Genomic DNA, 16,903 nt, shown 5'->3' on the forward strand with positions numbered 1-16,903 from the left:
GCGAGACGCTTATTCATATTGATTCGAAATTTCACATCAATTGAGAGGCGGGCGAAACTTCTTGGCCAACTCTTCCTCATCGGCACTCGATAGGTCCTTATCCAAGGTATGGATGACGCAAGCCTGGGTCGGTTTGTCGAGTTTCTGACGAATCAGGCCCAAGAAGTGCGGCGCGGCGGCGATGATGAACTCATCGGCTTTCCCTTGAGTGCGCGCCTGGCGGAGATAGTCGGCGACTTCCTTGGCGAAGAACGCGGCATGCTTTTCCATCGTGGCATCGTCACTGCCGGACTGATGCGGTGAATGCGATACCGCATCGTCGGACTCGCCTTTTCCACCCGTACGCAGATCGCCGGTATGCAAACGGCCCTCGGGATGAATCAACGTATCGACTTCACGAACCACGCCGGCTTGATGCGCAAAAACACGCGCACGCGAGGCATTGGCAGTCACGATATAACGTTTGTTCATGTCTGACTCCTTGATCGGGGGTTCACCGGCATCTCGGGACAACGGTGCCTCCTGCACCGTTGATGTCCAGCCGCCTTTTCGCGCGAACGGCGACCCTCCAAGCATCGAAACCCAGCGTATTTCTGTCAACCTCGCGACAGGCGTCGGTGCGCCGCGACATCCGCGTGGCATGGCAGCAACAGGTTCACGCTTGACGCAAACCTGCTAACATCGCGTCGCTGGACAGGAATCACCGGCTAAGAGCGCTATCTGCCAAGGAGAGCGACATGCGCGATTTTATCTTGATGCGTCGCCCACTACCGCGACGGACGTTGATCTTTTCTCATTGTGTGCTGCAAGTCGGCCTGCTATTGGCCGGCGGCGCGTGGCTATGGCGCCATTCACCGGCGGCAAACGGGCTATCGTGGCAGGCAAGCTGGCCGATGCTAGCGCTCGGCGGGGGCGTGCTGCTACTCGCGATGGCGTTGGTGCGCCTGTTCGCCGAGTTATGGATGGTGCCTCATCACATGCAGGCACGCCGAGGCGGTTTTGCCCCCGGCGACGTAATGACGCGCGCCATCGACCGGCGCCCGGCCATGCACGACCCAGAACAGGCCTGGATCGGCACGGCGAAGCCGCTCGACCCCGATGAAGGCGTGGTGGGCCAAGCGCGCGTGGCGCAGCCCCGCCAACCAGCCACTGCAAAACGCCAGCCCACCTCTCCCTCCCAACGTCAGGAACCCAGCCTCTAGCGATTGAGCATGTCGTCCCGCTAGTGACCGAGAATTTGGCTGAGGAACAGCTTGGTGCGCTCGGAACGCGGGTTATTGAAGAACGTCTCCGGCGGCGCTTCTTCGATAATCTGTCCCTGGTCCATGAAGATGACGCGATCGGCCACGGTCTTGGCAAACCCCATCTCGTGCGTGACGCAGAGCATGGTCATGCCTTCGCGGGCCAGCTCGACCATGACATCGAGCACTTCCTTGATCATTTCAGGGTCGAGCGCCGACGTCGGCTCGTCGAACAGCATCACTTCGGGGCGCATGCAAAGCGCCCGCGCGATCGCCACGCGCTGCTGTTGCCCTCCCGACAATTGCCCCGGGTACTTGTACGCTTGATCGGCGATCTGTACGCGCTCCAGATACTCCATCGCGGTCTTGTGGGCCTCGGCGCGCGGTTTCTTCTGCACCCACGTCTGTGACAGGCAGCAGTTCTCCAGCACGCTGAGGTGCGGAAACAGGTTGAAGTGCTGGAACACCATGCCGACGTTGCGGCGAATCTGCTCAATGCGCTTGACGTCCTGAGTCATGGGCACGCCATTGACCACGATCTCGCCTTGCTGGTGAGTTTCGAGATGATTGATGCAACGAATCAACGTCGACTTGCCCGACCCCGAGGGGCCGCACACGACGATTCGCTCGCCACGTTTCACCGTCAGGTCGATATCGCGCAGAACGTGAAAATCGCCGTACCACTTGTTGAGCCCCGTCATCTCGATCATCGGCGTGTCGCCGTGAGAGGTAGCAGTCGCTTCGTTCATGATGAAGTTCCTTGGCGTTATCGTTATTGGTTTCGTCGTTGTGGTTCAGTTCGTGTGGCCGGTCTGTAGGCGCTTCTCGATGTACTGGCTATAACGCGACATGCTGAAACAGAACACCCAGAACACCAGCGCGGCAAACACATACCCCTCAGTGGCAAAGCCCAGCCAATCACTATCGGTCAGGCCCGCGCGGATGATCGCCAGCAGATCGAACAGCCCGATGATCAAGACCAGCGAGGTATCCTTGAACAGCGCAATGAAGGTATTGACGATCCCCGGGATGACCAACTTCAAGGCCTGAGGCAATACGATCAGTCCCATACGATGCCAATACCCGAGCCCCAGCGCCTTACCCGCTTCGTCCTGCCCACTGGGAATCGCCTGTAGCCCGCCTCGGATGACTTCCGCCATATAGGCACTCCAGAACAGCATGATCCCCACCAGGGCGCGCAGGAGCTTGTCGAACTCGACCTCGGTCGGCACGAACAGTGGCAACATCACCGAGGCCATGAACAACACGGTGATGAGCGGCACGCCGCGCCAGAATTCAATGAAAACGACGCTCACCGCCCTGACCAGCGGCATGTTCGAACGCCGCCCCAAGGCCAGTACGATCCCGATCGGTAACGAACCGACGATACCGATCGTGGCCACGGTCAGGGTCAACATGAGCCCGCCCCAATTACGGGTCGAGACGTGCATTAGCCCGAAATGGCCCCCCAGAAGCAGGACATACGCCGCTATCGGAAAGCCGACCACTGCGATGATCGCGGCCCAGCGTTTGCCCGGGATTCTAGGAATCGCCAACCAGGCAAGCAGTCCGGCCATCAACGCGAAGACGATATCTACCCGCCAGCGCGCTGCTTCAGGGTAGAAGCCGTAGATGATCGACTCGAACCGTGCGCTGATGAATACCCAGCAGGCGCCTTCGCCACTGCATGCCTGACGCGAGTCACCGAGCCAGTCGGCCTGAATCAAGGCCCATTGCACGAAAGGCCACAATGCCCATAGCAATACACCAATGGTGATCACCGACACCACGCTATTGATAGGGCCGTTAAACAGATTGCGCTGTAGCCACTTCACGACGCCCCGGTGCGCATTCGGTGGACGCCGCGCTTCAATCATCACATCACGCATGGATTCACCGGCCATCTCAACGCTCCTTGAGCAACGTACGCGCGTTATAAACATTCATCAGTGCCGATACCACCAGGCTGATCACCAGATACACGGCCATGGTCATGGCAACGATCTCGATGGCCTGTCCGGTCTGATTGAGGGTCGTGCCCGAGAAGACAGCCACCAAGTCGGGATAACCGATCGCCGTGGCCAACGAAGAGTTCTTGATGAGATTCAGATACTGGCTCGTCAGTTGCGGCACGATGACGCGCATCGCCTGGGGAATCACCACCTTGCGCAAGGTAATACCGCCCGGCAGGCTCAGCGCATTGGCCGCCTCGACTTGCCCGTCGGGAACCGACTGGATGCCCGAGCGCACGATCTCGGCAATGAATGCAGCCGTGTAGATCGACAAGGCCAGCCATAAAGCGACCAGCTCAGGCAGGATCCGCACGCCTCCGCTGAAATTGAAGCCTGTCAGCTCGGGAATGGACCATTCGAGTGGCGTCCCTGTAAGCAGGAATACCAATAACGGCGTACCGATGATCAAGCCCGCTCCCAACCAATAGATTGGCAAAGCCTTGCCAGTGCGGACCTGACGACGTTTCGCATAGACACCTAGCGCAATTGCCGCGATAAGGCCCACGAGAAGAGCCCAGGGAGTCGCCGCGAACCCGCTGAGTGGTTGCGGATCGGGAATGACCAAACCGCGCACATTGATGAAGATGACTTCCAGCAGGCTGAGACTTTGACGCGGGCTGGGCAGTGCCTGCAGTACCGCGAAATACCAGAACAGGATCTGGACCAGCAGAGGGATGTTACGAAAGATTTCCACGTAGGCAGTCGCTAGGCGCGCTAACAACCAGTTCGACGACAGCCTGGCAATCCCTACCGCGAAGCCAATGATCGTCGCTACCACGATACCCAATGCCGAGACCAATAGGGTATTGAGCAGGCCCACGACGAAGGTACGCCCATAGGTGCTATCGCCCGAGTACTCGATCAGCGTCTGCGGTATGGAGAAGCCCGCTCGCTCATCGAGGAAACCAAAGCCCGTGGAAATTCCTCGCGCTTCGAGGTTGGCCATCGTATTGGCGACGATAAAACCAATTAACGCCGCTAACGCCGCTAATAACACACCTTGTAGTACATAGGCACGAAACGTCGGATTACGCCACAACGCAACCCGATCGCCGGAAGGAGAACGCGACATGTCGATCCTCTAATACGCTGACACAAGAAGGCACCCCGCAGATCATGCGGGGTGCTATAACCAAGTACTTAACGAACCGTATCAGCGGATCGGCGGCGCGTAGAGGATCCCTCCTTCGTTCCACAGGGCGTTCATGCCCCGCTGGATTTTCAGAGGTGAATCCTCACCCACCGTGCTGGAGAAGACCTCTCCGTAGTTGCCGACGTCCTTGATGATGTTGTACGCCCAGTCGTTGGGCAGGCCGAGTTGCTCGCCATAGTTGCCGTCCTTGCCCAGCAGGCGTGCCACCCCGGGGTTGGGCGGGTTATCGCGCATCTCATCGACGTTGTCGCTGTTAACGCCCATTTCCTCGGCGTTGACCATGGCGAAGATGGTCCACTGCACGATATCCAGCCATTGGTCGTCACCCTGGCGCACCACCGGGCCCAGCGGTTCCTTGGAAATCAGCGTCTCGAGGATCTCGACGCTATCCGGTTCGGGAAGCTGCAAACGCAGTGCGCTCAGCTGAGAGGTATCCGAGGTCAGAACGTCACAGCGCCCGTGGGCAAACCCCTGGGCGGTCTGGTCGGGCGTGTCGAACGTCACGGTGTTGATATCGATATCGCGCGAGGGGAAGTAGTCAGCCAGGTTCAGTTCGTGCGTGGTGCCGGACTGAATGCAGATGGAAGCGCCGTTGAGGTCTTCCAGGCTTTCAATGCCTAGATCCTTGCTCACCATGAACCCTTGGCCGTCGTAAAAGGTCGTGGCGGTGAAGTTCAACCCCAGCGAGTTGTCGCGGGTCGCCGTCCAGGTCGTGTTACGCGAAAGGACATCGATTTCGCCCGACTGCAGCGCGGTAAAGCGCTCCTTCGCGGTCAAAGGTGTAAATTCGACTTTCTCGGGGTCGCCAAAGATAGCGGCGGCAATCCCTCGGCAGGTTTCCACATCGAGCCCTTGCCACTTGCCATCGGAATCCGGTGCCGAGAACCCCGCCAGCCCGACATTCACCCCACAGTTGAGGGAGCCACGTTCCTTTACATCATCGAGCGTCGCCGCCTGGGAGGCCGTTGCCAGTCCTCCCAGCAGTAGGGCGGCAGGAACGGCAACCATGAACTTGTTCTTGTACAACATGCAGAAGCTCCTTGCGTTATTGTGATGGCTTGTTCGAGAGCCACGCCTCACATTAGCAAAGAGCTTGCCAGTACAGCCAATATACCTAAGTCACGTACCTTTAACGTTTTTCACACGTTGCGCATCACACCAATAATGCACGACGCATGAACGGTGGCAGCGTCAATGCACCACGATGGGTCTCGATGCTGTAGTACTCGAGCGGGAATTCCACCGCAGCGGCAGCGGTCTCGCGAAAGCGCGTCACGTCGTTATTCTTGCCGGCCAGCGTGACGCTCCACCAGCCCGAAGGATAGACCGGCTGCGGAAACGGCAGCGTGGCAACGCTATCGAAGCCGGCGCGCTCCATGTCGGCGCGCAGCTCACGAATGATCGAGGCGGTATGGTAAAGCGGTGACTCGCTTTGCTGCACCAGCACACCGCCGTCGGCCAGCAAGCGGTGACAACGCGCCAGGAAGTCGGCCTCGAAAAGTCCTTCCGCCGGGCCCACTGGATCGGTGGAATCGATAATCATGACGTCGACGCTGCCTGCCGGCGCGTTCTCGACCCACTTGACGCCATCCTCGAACTTGAGCGTGGCACGCGGGTCGTCGTTGGACGCCGTCAGCTCGGGAAAGTAACGCTGCGAGGCCCGGGTGACCTCTTCGTCGATGTCGATCTGCACGACCTCTTCAACATCAGGATGCTTGAGCACCTCGCGCAGCGTACCGCAGTCACCGCCGCCGATGATCACCACGCGCTTGGGTGCGGCGTGAGAGAACAGCGCCGGATGCGCGATCATCTCGTGATAGAGGAAGTTGTCACGCGTGCTGAGCATCACGCAGCCGTCGAGTACCATCAAGTTGCCGTAGGTCTCAGTGGCGTAGACTTCCAGGTGCTGATAGGGGCTTTGCACCTCGTGCAGCTTGTCCTTGATCATGAGTGAAAAAGCACTGCCGTGGCTGTCGAACACTTCGGTGAACCAGCCCTGGTCGAGACGCTCGGTCATGGGAACCCTCGTAATCGCTATCGTCAAAGCCCCTTCGAGAGGCCGGAATCGCATTCATGGAAAGTCGCGCAACATAGCCTATCCGCGCGCGACAAGAAAGCGCCTGGGCAGCAGCCAATGGCAGGCTCCCACCGCAGCGAGTGCCCCCAGCGTATTGGCCAGCGCATCGGCCCAATCGGCGCCGCTACGGCCCGGCACGCCTAATTGCAGGCCCTCAATGAGGATGCCGCAGCCAATGGCTAAGCTAAGCGCCGCCACCGCACTCAGGCCACCCAGCCGCATGAGTGCCGCCAGCCCCCCATAAGCGATGAAATGGTTGAACTTATCCCAGGGCAGGTTTTGTGGCATTTCCGCACCAGGCGTCAGACTACCCCAGGCGATCACGGCGACGCTGATGGCGGCCAGCGCCAAGCACGACCCGCGAAGCAGGCGAAGAGAAACGGACATGGCTCACGCTCCTTGTGGCGGGGACATGTTATGACGGGGAGTCATGGACGGCATCTGCATCAGCGTCCACCAAGGTGAGCGGCAACCCCAACCGCCGACAGGTCGTTTCATCCAGGTGCGATACCCAGCGCGCACGCGCTTGTTGCGACCAGTCGGTCGCCGGTGCCAGATGATGGCGCCAGCGGCCGACGACATGATAGACACCATCGCGCCAAGCACGCGGGCACCACCGTAGGGACGCCAAGCCGCGCCAGGGCCACTGAAGCCCTTGGGCCAGGCGCCACAACGCGGCGCTGTCACGGTGCAGCTCGCCCCCGCGTACCAACCAAACGCTATCGAGCTGGCCGGGGTCGGCCCCGAAGTGCTCGCCCAAACGTCGCGCCGACGCCTCGTGCAAGCTCGCCAGGTACACCGGTGCCCGCGCGTGGCGCAGCACGAAGTGTGCCGCGCGCCGACACAACGGGCACTCGGCGTCGAGCACGAGTAGCATGGCGCGTTCAGCCATGATAGCGCGGACTGAGTTCATGTAATGCATCGATGAACGCAGCGACATGATCGGGATCAGTAAATTGGCTAACGCCGTGGCCCAGATTGAAGATATGCCCCGGCCCACTGCCGTAACTGGCCAGAATGCGCGCCACTTCATCGCGAATCGCCTGGGGCGAGGCAAAGAGCACGTTGGGATCGAGATTGCCCTGCAGCGCCACACGATCACCCACACGGGCCCGCGCGTCGCTCAGCTCGGTGGTCCAGTCCAGGCCCACGGCATCGGCACCGCTGTCGGCGATGGTTTCCAGCCACTGGCCGCCCTGCTTGGTGAACAAGATCACCGGCACGTGGCGCCCCTCGTGTTCGCGGATCAGCCCCTCGACGATGCGCGCCATATAGGCCAGCGAGAATTCGCGATACGCCAGCGTCGACAGCACCCCGCCCCAAGTATCGAAGATCTGCACGACCTGGGCTCCGGCGCGAATCTGGGCGTTGAGGTAGTCGGTGACCGACCGCGCCAGCTTGTCGAGCAGCGCGTGCATCGCCGCGGGATCGCCGTACATCAGCGCCTTGGCGTGCCGGAAATCCTTGCTCGAGCCGCCTTCGATCATATAGGTGGCCAGCGTCCAGGGGCTGCCCGTAAAGCCGATCAACGGCACGCTGTCCGCCAGCTCGTGGCGAATGGTGCGTACCGCGTTCATCACATAATCGAGATCGCGCTCGGCGTCGGGCACGCGCAGCGCAGCTACATCGTCGGCACTGCGCACTGTCTTGCGAAACTTGGGGCCTTCGCCCGTTTCGAAGTAGAGCCCCAGGTCCATGGCGTCGGGGATCGTGAGGATATCGGAAAACAGAATCGCCGCATCGAGCGAATAACGACGCAGTGGCTGCATGGTGACCTCGCACGCCTGCTCGGCATTGCGGCACAGGTTCATGAAGCTACCGGCCTGACCCCGGATGTCGCGATATTCTGGGAGATAGCGGCCCGCCTGGCGCATCATCCATACCGGCGTGCGGTCTACCGGCTGACGCGCCAAGGCGCGCAGTAAACGGTCGTTTTGCAAAGGCATGACAGCTCCATAGATCGATTTTGCCCTCATTGTAACGAATGCCGAGCGCGGCGACTTGATTCACGGTGACGCATCCCCATTTAGTAGCCTGCTAGCAACGTATTGTCCCGTAGTGACCGCGCACGGCACTCACGGGATGAGCCCCGCGTCACGGCCTGCTAGAATGTTCGCCCCGGACGCTTCCCCTTTCCGCACCGCAATGTGCATCACCGAGGTTCATCGTGACGATTCGCTTCATCGCCGCCTCTCAACTGCCTACCCCTTGGGCCACCTTCACCATGCATGGTTTCGAGGACGAGGCGACAGGCAAGGAACATATTGCCTTGACCCTGGGCGATGTCTCGACATCCGAGCCCGTGCTAGGGCGCGTGCACTCGGAGTGCTTGACGGGGGACGCCCTGTTCTCGATGCGCTGCGACTGCGGCTACCAATTGCAGGAGGCACTCAAGCGCATCGCCGACGAAGGGCGCGGCGTGCTGCTCTACTTACGCCAGGAAGGCCGTGGCATCGGCTTGCTGAACAAGATCCGCGCCTATCATCTTCAGGATCAGGGCTTCGACACCGTAGAAGCCAACGAGCACCTGGGCTTCGGCGCCGACATGCGGCGCTATGACCTCTGCGTGCCCATGCTCGACCACCTGGGCGTGCAAGCGCTCAAGTTGATGACCAACAACCCGCGCAAGGTCGACGCCCTGACGCGCGATGGCGTGCGCGTCGCCGAGCGCCTGGCGATCACCGCCGGTCGCAACCCTCACAACGAGCAGTACCTGGCCACTAAGGTCGGCAAGCTCGGACACATGATGGCACTGGATGACTTTTCCCCCACCCGCAAGGGTGACCGGGAACGCTGACGCTGCCATTTGACGAACTATACTGATGCGCATGTTGTCTCGATATCAGCGCACCGTGCCACGTCCAGGAGTTCGCCATGTCACATGAGTCACCACCCTTGTCGCCCGAACAAGACGCTCCTTTTTCCGGCCTCGAAGAAGCACTGCATAGCATCAGCCATGGGATCGGCGCCGTACTCAGCCTTGCCGGCATGGTCGTGCTCATCGTTGCAGCCAGCCTGGCGGCTGAGGTCGACCCCTGGAAGATCGTCAGCGTCAGCCTCTACGGCATCTGTCTGTTGCTTCTGTACACGGCCTCGACGCTCTATCACGGCCTGCGTAGCGCGCGCCTCAAGCGTCTTTTCCAGGTATTCGATCACTGTGCGATCTACCTGTTGATCGCCGGCACCTATACGCCTTTCTTGCTGGTCAACTTGCGCGGCCCCTTGGGCTGGACATTGTTCGCGGCGATCTGGAGCCTCGCGCTAGGCGGCATCGCGCTGAAGATCGCCTGGCCGCATCGTTTGAGCATTCTGCGCGTAGGGATCTACCTGTTGATGGGCTGGATGATCGTGCTGGCTGCCGGCGAACTCGATGCCCGCCTCAATACTCCCGGCCTCGCCCTGCTGGTCGCAGGCGGCATCACCTACACGCTGGGCGTGGTGTTCTATGCGATCCGTGCGATTCCCTTCCATCATGCCATCTGGCACCTGTTCGTCTTGGGTGGCAGTGTGTGTCACTACTTCGCCGTCTACACCGCCGTGCTGCCGTTTCAGGCGTAAATCGCGGCGGCGTCGCCCTGCCAGGAAATGCCATGTTCCGCTGGTTCGAAAACCGTCTCGCCCCTTTTCCGCCCCAAGAGCCACAACGCCCACCGGACACACTGATCGCCTTCTGCCTGCATTATACCCGTGGCGCCTGGCCTTATCTGATGGTCGCCACGGTATTGATGGCACTGATTGCGGGTATCGAAGTATGGATGTTCGGCTTTCTCGGCAACATCGTCGATTGGCTGGCGGCCCAGGATCGCGAGACGTTCCTCGCCGATCAAGGCTGGAAGCTGGCCGGCATGGCGTTGATCGTGCTGGTGCTGCTGCCTGGCATGGTGGGGCTGCATTCGCTATTTCAGCAGCAGACGCTGATGGGCAATTTCCCCATGCGCATCCGCTGGCAGGCGCATCGCTATCTACTGCGGCAGTCGATGGGCTTCTATCAGGACGAGTTCGCGGGGCGTATCGCTACCAAGGTGATGCAGACGTCGCTGGCCGTTCGCGAGTGCGTGATCAAGCTATTCGATGTGCTCAATTATGTCAGCGTCTACTTCCTGGGCACGCTGATCCTGGTGGGCAATGCCGATTGGCGGTTGGCGCTCCCGCTCCTTGCCTGGTTGATCGGCTATCTCGTACTGCTGCGCATTTTCGTGCCCATCATGGGACGCGTGTCCAAGTCCCAGGCCGACGCCCGCTCGCGCATGACGGGTCGCATCGTCGACAGCTACAGCAACATCCAGACCGTCAAACTATTCTCCCACGCTCAGCGGGAAGCGGCGTTCGCCAAGGACGGCATGCAGGGTTTCCTCGTCACCGTGCATCGCCAGATGCGTCTGGTCACGGGGCTTTACGGCCTGCTCTATTTGCTCAATGCGCTGTTACTGTTCAGCATCGGTTGGCTATCGATTCAGCTATGGCTGGGCGAGGCAGTCAGCGTCGGCGCGGTCGCCGTGGCGCTGGGCTTGGTGATGCGTCTATGGGGCATGTCGCAGTGGATCATGTGGGAAGTCTCGGCGCTGTTCGAGAATATCGGCACGGTTCAGGATGGCATGGCGACACTCTCGTTGCCGCGCCAGATCGAGGACCGGCAAAACGCCCCGCCACTGCACGTCGAGAAGGGGGAAATCGTCTTCGACCGGATTCGCTTTCACTACGGCAAGGGCAGCGGTGTCATCGACGAGTTGTCGCTTGCCATTCAGTCGGGTGAGAAGATCGGGCTGATCGGCCCTTCGGGGGCCGGCAAGTCAACGCTGGTCAATTTGCTGCTGCGATTCTACGAGCTGGAAGGTGGCGCGATCCGCATCGATGGCCAGAACATCGCCGAGGTAACCCAGGAGAGCCTGCGCGCGCAGATCGGCATGGTCACCCAGGATACCTCGTTGCTGCACCGCTCGGTGCGCGACAACCTGCTTTACGGGCGCCCGGATGCCACCGACGAGATGGCCTGGAAAGCGGCCCGCGGGGCACATGTCGCCGACTTCATCGAGTCACTGCGCGATACCCAGGGCCGCATCGGTTTCGACGCGCATGTCGGCGAGCGCGGCGTGAAGCTCTCCGGCGGGCAACGCCAACGCTTGGCCATCGCCCGCGTGATGCTCAAGGACGCGCCGATCCTGATTCTCGATGAAGCGACCTCAGCACTCGACTCCGACGTCGAAGCGGCAATTCAAGAGAATCTCGACCAACTGATGAAAGGCAAGACGGTGATCGCCATCGCCCACCGGCTCTCCACGATCGCCGCCATGGACCGCCTGGTAGTCATGGAGAACGGACGCATCGTCGAGCAGGGCAGCCACGCCGAGCTGATCCGCCACGATGGCCTCTATGCACGCCTGTGGCGGCGCCAGTCGGGCGGCTTCCTGGAGAGTGAGGTAGCGGCGACCGAGACGCCCTGAGCCCTCGCTAACCCTGTGACGACGGCAGGCCCTCAACACCGTCGAGTGCCGAGTCATTGCTGCCGGCCTCGGGAATGACACTAAAGGTGCCGTCGGTCTCCAGCACCACCGCGTGTACGCTCTCGATGTCGGCGATACCGCTCTCTCGGATGGCCGCCATGACCTCGGCCTCGACCACACGTTCCTGACGCATCGCTGCATGGCGATACTCACCCGCGTACAGCAGCAATGTCGGCTGCGACTTGACCAAGTTCTTGACCCTTGGCGAGCGCACCGAGGAGAACGTGATGGCGAACTGCAACAGCACGATGATCGCAAACGCCGTAAGGCTCTGCGCCAGCGACACCTGCGTCGAGACCAACGCAGTGGAAAGCGTCGACCCCAGCGAGATAGTGACGACGAAATCGAAGGCGTTCCACTTCGACAGCGTGCGCTTGCCGGAAAGTCGGATCACGACGATCAGGACCAGATAACTGATGATACCGACGACGATCGTGTGCGCGACCGGATGCATGATGGAACTCCTCGGGAAGGAAGGGTGAAAGAGCCTGTCAGCGTAGGCGGCCCATCCTCTTCCGACCACCCCTTCCGGCTCCCTGAGCGGCCTTTCTTCCCTTGAATACGTTCACACACAGCATGTGAAGCGTAGAACAAAGCAGCGAAAATCGTGTTTGCCAGCCCACGCCCCTTCCCGGAGAGTTGACATCGAGTAGCGTGTGTTATTTTAATAGCACATCACTGTGACTCTAATAACAAAACGACAAGCCACATGCTGGCGTATGCCGTTCCCTGTATAACAACCCACAATCGAACGTCATCAGGATGCTGATATGACCGCTATCATGAGCCTGGTAGGGATGGCGACGCTGATCCTTATCGCTGTGCTGTTTTCCTCCAATCGCAAGTCGATTCGGCTGCGCACGGTAGGTGGCGCCTTCGCCATTCAAGCCGCCATCGGCGCCTTCGTACTTTACATTCCTTTCGGACAAGCCGTCCTGGCCACGATCTCGGAGGGGGTCAGCCAGGTCATCGTCTATGCCAACGACGGTATCGACTTCTTGTTCGGCGACCTGGCCAACCCTGACAGCGTCGGGTTCGTCTTCGCCTTCAAGGTCCTCCCGGTCATCATCTTCTTCTCGTCGCTGATCGCCGTGCTCTACCACCTGAAGATCATGCAGTGGGTCATCCGCCTGCTGGGGGGCGCGCTCCAGCGCGTACTGGGTACCTCACGCACTGAATCGATGTCGGCCACGGCGAACATCTTCGTCGGACAGACCGAAGCCCCCTTGGTCGTACGCCCCTTCATCGCCTCCATGACGCGCTCGGAGCTATTTGCAGTCATGTGCGGCGGGCTGGCCTCGGTGGCAGGGTCGGTGCTGGCAGGATATGCGAGTCTGGGCATCCCCATGGAATACCTGATCGCGGCGTCCTTCATGGCGGCGCCGGGTGGGCTGCTCTTCGCCAAACTGTTGATGCCGGAAACCGAAACGCCCGATGACAGTATCTCCCGCGCCGAAGAAAAGATCGAAGCGGATGACAAGCCCGCCAACGTGCTCGATGCCGCCGCCACCGGTGCTACCTCAGGCATGATGCTGGCGGCCAACGTCGGCGCCATGCTGCTGGCATTCATCGGCTTGATCGCGCTGATCAACGGCATTCTCGGCGGCGTGGGCGGCTGGTTCGGCATGGACTCGCTGAGCCTGGAGATGATTCTCGGCTGGCTCTTCGCGCCGCTGGCCTTCCTGCTCGGCATTCCCTGGAGCGAAGCCACGCTCGCCGGCTCGTTCATCGGCCAGAAGATCGTCGTCAACGAGTTCGTCGCCTTCATCAACCTGGCGCCGTATATCTCCGGCGATACCGTGGTGGCCGCCACCGGCGAGGCCATGTCCAAGCACACCGCCGCCGTACTGTCCTTCGCGCTTTGCGGCTTCGCCAACTTGTCCTCGATCGCCATTCTCCTCGGCGGGCTCGGCCTCATGGCGCCCAATCGCCGCCAGGAAATCGCCCGCTACGGCCTCAAGGCCGTGCTCGCCGGGACACTGTCCAATCTGATGTCGGCCACCATTGCAGGGCTTTTCATTAGCTTGGCGTAACGCTGAACGTATCTCGACCACAACGTACAAAACGTAACGATGGGAAGAATGACCATGAACAAGATCACAATAAGCAAGTGGGTTGGGGCGTCGTGCTTTGCCACGATGGTAGGTGCTACTCCGGCCATGGCGGCGGATTATTCAGAGGGCATTCACGAAGACGACAACCTCTGGTTGACCTTCAATCTGATGCACAGCGAGGACAACCGCCTGCCTTTTCGTAACGCTCAGGATACCTACGTCGAGATGGAATTCGGCGGGCGCTCGGGCATCGTCGACCTCTACGGTTATGTCGACATGTTCGATGCCCTCGACGACGGTAGCGACGATCAGAGCGGCGGCGACAACGTGTTCATCAAGCTCGCGCCGCGCTTCTCGCTGGACGCCATGAGCGGTCGCGATCTCTCCGTGGGTCCGGTCAAGGAATGGTACATCGCCACCGTGACGACGATCGGCGACAACGGCCCTGGCGGCGGTCTGTGGGAGCACTATGTCGGCCTGGGGTCGGACGTCGAAGTGCCCTGGTTCGGCGAAATCGGCCTCAACCTCACCGCACGCTACGTGCGTGAGAACTACGGCGGTCCGGATGAGAGCTCATGGGACGGTTTCATGGCCTCTACCAACTGGTTCAAGCCGTTCTACACCTTCTCCAATGGCAGCTATTTTTCCTACCAGGGATATATCGACTATAAATTCGGCGCGGATACCGTCGCCGAACAGGCGGGACGCAGCAGCAACAGTCTGGAGTGGTTCAACGGCCTGTATTACCACACCGACCGTTTTGCCATCGGCTATGGCCTGAAGCTCTACAACAACATGGCCTTCTATCGCGACGACACCGATGCCTCCGGCGTCCGCCAGGACACCTCAGGCCCGGGTCATTACTTCAGCATCAACTACAAGTTCTGACGCATTCGCGTGTCCGCCACCTCCGGCGGGCACGCATCATCCACCAGCGCCATCCGTCGAGGCGCGCATGCAACGCACAAGGCGTGGCGGAACGTCCGGCTTACCAGCCGGCAGGCGCCCCGAGATCACGGCTGTTGTCGGAAAGGATCTCCAACCAGCTACGCTCGTCATCGGCTTGATCGGCGTCACCGGCATCCGCGTTGACGGCGCGCTGGCTGTCCGCCATGGCGACACTCATGCCAGCGTCGCGATAGCCTGTAGCGTCAGCGTGGCGCACGCCCGATTCAGCCGTGGTTTGAGAGGCCAGTTGCAGCGGCTCGTGATTAACCGCGGCAGCTTGTTGGGAAGCCGTGCTGGCTTGAGCAGCTAGCGGCAGGAAAGCGGCCAGTAGTGCGATAGCAGTGATTGAACGTGCCATGGGAATGTCTCCTTGTCGTGAATGAACACGACACATTCTATTAGCCCGCTAAACATTATCCTACTATAGTCTTACTATCGCACTTATAGCTTTAATCTATCGCTTGGATAGAAAATATCATGGCTCAAGCCAGTAACTTGAGCCCCACTACACCCAAGACAATCAGTGCGGTAAAGGCGATTCGTAGGGGATGGTGTGACTCTCCCCAGTATAGCATCCCCAGCAACGTACCGCAGACGGTGCCGATGCCGGTGAACACGGCATAGGCGATACCCAGGTCGATGCCACGCAACGCCAAGGCCAGAAACCCAAGCGCCGTGCCGAACCCCAGTGTCATGAGCAAGCCACCGGCAAGCGTCTGGCCTCGACTTACCCGCGCGAAACCGACGACCCCGACGACTTCGAAAATACCCGCGCCCAATAAGGCTAACCAATGCCAGGTCATGACGACGCTCCTTCCCGTGAGGCATCGGTACGGGATGCCGATGTCTGCGTGGCGGGTTTGCCGCTGAATTGATGCAGGCCGATGACGCCCACCAGGATCACCCCGATACAGCCCAGCGAAGGCCAGGAGAAGTGTGTCCCGAACAGCCAGGCATCGGCTATCACCGTGCCCGCCGCGCCCAGGCCCACGAAGACCGTGTATACGGTACTGGCGGGTAAAAAGCGCACGGCACGTACCGCCAGCAGTAAGCTCATGGCGGCCACGATCACGGTCGCCAACCACTCGAGAGGGCTACTGGCGAGTTTCAATCCCGTCGCCCAACCGACTTCGGCCAGCGCCGCCAGCGGCAGGATCAACCAACGCATCGTCATCATTTCCTCCTCGATCGCCGACGCCTCGCGTCTTCCGGGGCAACACCGTGTGGCGCCACATAACTAACTAACGGTCGTTAGTATAGAGTTTGCGCCATGACTTGGCAATCGCGTACCGGAGCCGCGATCATATGAACCTTCACGCAGGCTCAGGGACTTTTCGTGCATACCCGAGACAAACTCAAACAAACCGCCCTCGCCCTGTTCGCCCAGCACGGCTACGAAGGCACAAGCCTGGCGCAAATCGCCGCCGAAACGGGCATCAAGAAGCCATCCATCTACAACCACTTTCCCAACAAGGCGTCGCTCTTCCTGGCGATCTTCGAAGAGGTCGAAAGCGGCATCGTCACGCTCATCGACGACAGCCTGACACGTTCCCACGACTTGCCCACGCGTGAACGCCTAGAGCGACTCATCCGCTCGTGTGCCACCTTCATACGTCGCGAACACCAGGGCGTTTTCTACAAGCGCTACCTGCTCTTTCCGCCCACGGACGTGGCGACCCAGGTCGCCGCTATTTCGAATGACAACGAGCGACGCATCAACGCCCATCTGCACGTACTGTTCGAGAATGGCCGCCAAGCTGGCGAGCTACGCGCGCTGCCCGAAGCGCAGTTCATCGCCGCCTTCTACTGCCTGATGGATGGCTTGTTCGCCGAGAACTTCTATTACGACGCCGATACGTTCGAACGACGTCTGGAGGGAGCCTGGGCCGTCTTCTGGGCGGGATTGGAAGCCTGAGC

General features: G+C 60.4%; 20 protein-coding genes. 7 read left to right on the forward strand and 13 right to left on the reverse strand.

Going from position 1 to position 16,903, the window contains the following annotated elements; translation table 11 throughout:
* Nucleotides 1–36: 36 nt before the first annotated feature.
* Nucleotides 37–471: a host attachment protein gene (locus tag KZO83_RS11105; protein ID WP_075369123.1), complete on the reverse strand. Its 435-nt coding sequence runs from the start codon at nucleotides 469–471 to the stop codon at nucleotides 37–39.
* A 266-nt stretch (nucleotides 472–737) separates the two neighbouring features.
* Here KZO83_RS11105 and KZO83_RS11110 point away from each other — a divergent pair, with 266 nt between their 5' ends.
* Nucleotides 738–1,202: a hypothetical protein gene (locus tag KZO83_RS11110; protein ID WP_075369122.1), complete on the forward strand. Its 465-nt coding sequence runs from the start codon at nucleotides 738–740 to the stop codon at nucleotides 1,200–1,202.
* Nucleotides 1,203–1,222: 20 nt separating this feature from the next.
* Here the strand turns inward: KZO83_RS11110 and KZO83_RS11115 are convergent, their stop codons facing one another.
* The 8 genes from KZO83_RS11115 to hemE all read right to left on the reverse strand — a co-directional run bounded on the left by KZO83_RS11115 (nucleotide 1,223) and on the right by hemE (nucleotide 8,429).
* Nucleotides 1,223–1,951 (reverse strand): amino acid ABC transporter ATP-binding protein, encoded by a 729-nt coding sequence (locus KZO83_RS11115; RefSeq protein WP_075369131.1) that lies wholly within the window; start codon nucleotides 1,949–1,951, stop codon nucleotides 1,223–1,225.
* Between the two features lie 84 nt (nucleotides 1,952–2,035).
* Entirely contained in the window at nucleotides 2,036–3,145 is a 1,110-nt protein-coding gene (locus tag KZO83_RS11120; RefSeq protein ID WP_247620867.1) for an amino acid ABC transporter permease, read from the reverse strand.
* A gap of 1 nt (nucleotide 3,146) precedes the next feature.
* Nucleotides 3,147–4,325, reverse strand: coding sequence for an amino acid ABC transporter permease (locus KZO83_RS11125; protein WP_247620868.1), 1,179 nt, complete (start codon nucleotides 4,323–4,325; stop codon nucleotides 3,147–3,149).
* Between the two features lie 81 nt (nucleotides 4,326–4,406).
* A complete protein-coding gene (locus KZO83_RS11130) occupies nucleotides 4,407–5,435 on the reverse strand; it encodes an amino acid ABC transporter substrate-binding protein (RefSeq protein WP_178998397.1) in 1,029 nt (342 codons plus the stop codon).
* A gap of 124 nt (nucleotides 5,436–5,559) precedes the next feature.
* Nucleotides 5,560–6,423, reverse strand: coding sequence for a polyamine aminopropyltransferase (gene speE, locus KZO83_RS11135; protein WP_247620869.1), 864 nt, complete (start codon nucleotides 6,421–6,423; stop codon nucleotides 5,560–5,562).
* 78 nt (nucleotides 6,424–6,501) lie between these two features.
* Entirely contained in the window at nucleotides 6,502–6,870 is a 369-nt protein-coding gene (locus KZO83_RS11140; RefSeq protein ID WP_247620870.1) for a VanZ family protein, read from the reverse strand.
* A gap of 28 nt (nucleotides 6,871–6,898) precedes the next feature.
* Nucleotides 6,899–7,375 (reverse strand): thiol-disulfide oxidoreductase DCC family protein, encoded by a 477-nt coding sequence (locus tag KZO83_RS11145; protein WP_247620871.1) that lies wholly within the window; start codon nucleotides 7,373–7,375, stop codon nucleotides 6,899–6,901.
* Nucleotides 7,368–8,429, reverse strand: a complete 1,062-nt coding sequence (gene hemE, locus KZO83_RS11150; RefSeq protein WP_247620872.1) for a uroporphyrinogen decarboxylase — start codon at nucleotides 8,427–8,429, stop codon at nucleotides 7,368–7,370. Before hemE ends, KZO83_RS11145 begins: the two co-directional genes overlap by 8 nt.
* A gap of 221 nt (nucleotides 8,430–8,650) precedes the next feature.
* Between hemE and ribA the strand changes: the two genes are divergently transcribed.
* From ribA to KZO83_RS11165, 3 genes are all read left to right on the forward strand, one after another.
* On the forward strand, nucleotides 8,651–9,280 hold the full coding sequence (gene ribA / locus KZO83_RS11155) for a GTP cyclohydrolase II (RefSeq protein ID WP_075369116.1): 630 nt from the start codon (nucleotides 8,651–8,653) through the stop codon (nucleotides 9,278–9,280).
* 77 nt (nucleotides 9,281–9,357) lie between these two features.
* Nucleotides 9,358–10,041 carry a PAQR family membrane homeostasis protein TrhA gene (gene trhA / locus KZO83_RS11160; RefSeq protein ID WP_247620873.1) on the forward strand — a complete coding sequence of 228 codons (684 nt, stop codon included), beginning with the start codon at nucleotides 9,358–9,360 and terminating at the stop codon, nucleotides 10,039–10,041.
* A gap of 32 nt (nucleotides 10,042–10,073) precedes the next feature.
* Entirely contained in the window at nucleotides 10,074–11,924 is a 1,851-nt protein-coding gene (locus KZO83_RS11165) for an ABC transporter ATP-binding protein (RefSeq protein WP_247620874.1), read from the forward strand.
* Nucleotides 11,925–11,931: 7 nt separating this feature from the next.
* On the opposite strand, the gene KZO83_RS11170 is transcribed toward KZO83_RS11165, so the two are convergent.
* Nucleotides 11,932–12,438, reverse strand: a complete 507-nt coding sequence (locus KZO83_RS11170) for a DUF421 domain-containing protein (RefSeq protein WP_247620875.1) — start codon at nucleotides 12,436–12,438, stop codon at nucleotides 11,932–11,934.
* Nucleotides 12,439–12,754: 316 nt separating this feature from the next.
* Between KZO83_RS11170 and KZO83_RS11175 the strand changes: the two genes are divergently transcribed.
* Complete coding sequence (locus KZO83_RS11175; RefSeq protein WP_247620876.1) at nucleotides 12,755–14,017, forward strand: NupC/NupG family nucleoside CNT transporter; 1,263 nt, start codon at nucleotides 12,755–12,757, stop codon at nucleotides 14,015–14,017.
* A gap of 54 nt (nucleotides 14,018–14,071) precedes the next feature.
* Nucleotides 14,072–14,926, forward strand: coding sequence for an outer membrane protein OmpK (locus KZO83_RS11180; RefSeq protein WP_247620877.1), 855 nt, complete (start codon nucleotides 14,072–14,074; stop codon nucleotides 14,924–14,926).
* Nucleotides 14,927–15,026: 100 nt separating this feature from the next.
* Here KZO83_RS11180 and KZO83_RS11185 read toward each other — a convergent pair whose 3' ends face one another.
* From KZO83_RS11185 to KZO83_RS11195, 3 genes are all read right to left on the reverse strand, one after another.
* Nucleotides 15,027–15,344, reverse strand: a complete 318-nt coding sequence (locus KZO83_RS11185) for a hypothetical protein (protein ID WP_247620878.1) — start codon at nucleotides 15,342–15,344, stop codon at nucleotides 15,027–15,029.
* Nucleotides 15,345–15,468: 124 nt separating this feature from the next.
* Nucleotides 15,469–15,789 carry a DMT family transporter gene (locus KZO83_RS11190; protein ID WP_247620879.1) on the reverse strand — a complete coding sequence of 107 codons (321 nt, stop codon included), beginning with the start codon at nucleotides 15,787–15,789 and terminating at the stop codon, nucleotides 15,469–15,471.
* Nucleotides 15,786–16,160, reverse strand: coding sequence for a DMT family transporter (locus KZO83_RS11195; RefSeq protein WP_247620880.1), 375 nt, complete (start codon nucleotides 16,158–16,160; stop codon nucleotides 15,786–15,788). Before KZO83_RS11195 ends, KZO83_RS11190 begins: the two co-directional genes overlap by 4 nt.
* Nucleotides 16,161–16,322: 162 nt before the next feature.
* Here KZO83_RS11195 and KZO83_RS11200 point away from each other — a divergent pair, with 162 nt between their 5' ends.
* Nucleotides 16,323–16,901, forward strand: a complete 579-nt coding sequence (locus KZO83_RS11200) for a TetR/AcrR family transcriptional regulator (RefSeq protein ID WP_247620881.1) — start codon at nucleotides 16,323–16,325, stop codon at nucleotides 16,899–16,901.
* The last annotated feature ends 2 nt before the right edge of the window (nucleotides 16,902–16,903 follow it).

The sequence above is a fragment of the Chromohalobacter moromii genome (assembly GCF_023091865.1).
GTDB lineage: Bacteria > Pseudomonadota > Gammaproteobacteria > Pseudomonadales > Halomonadaceae > Chromohalobacter > Chromohalobacter moromii.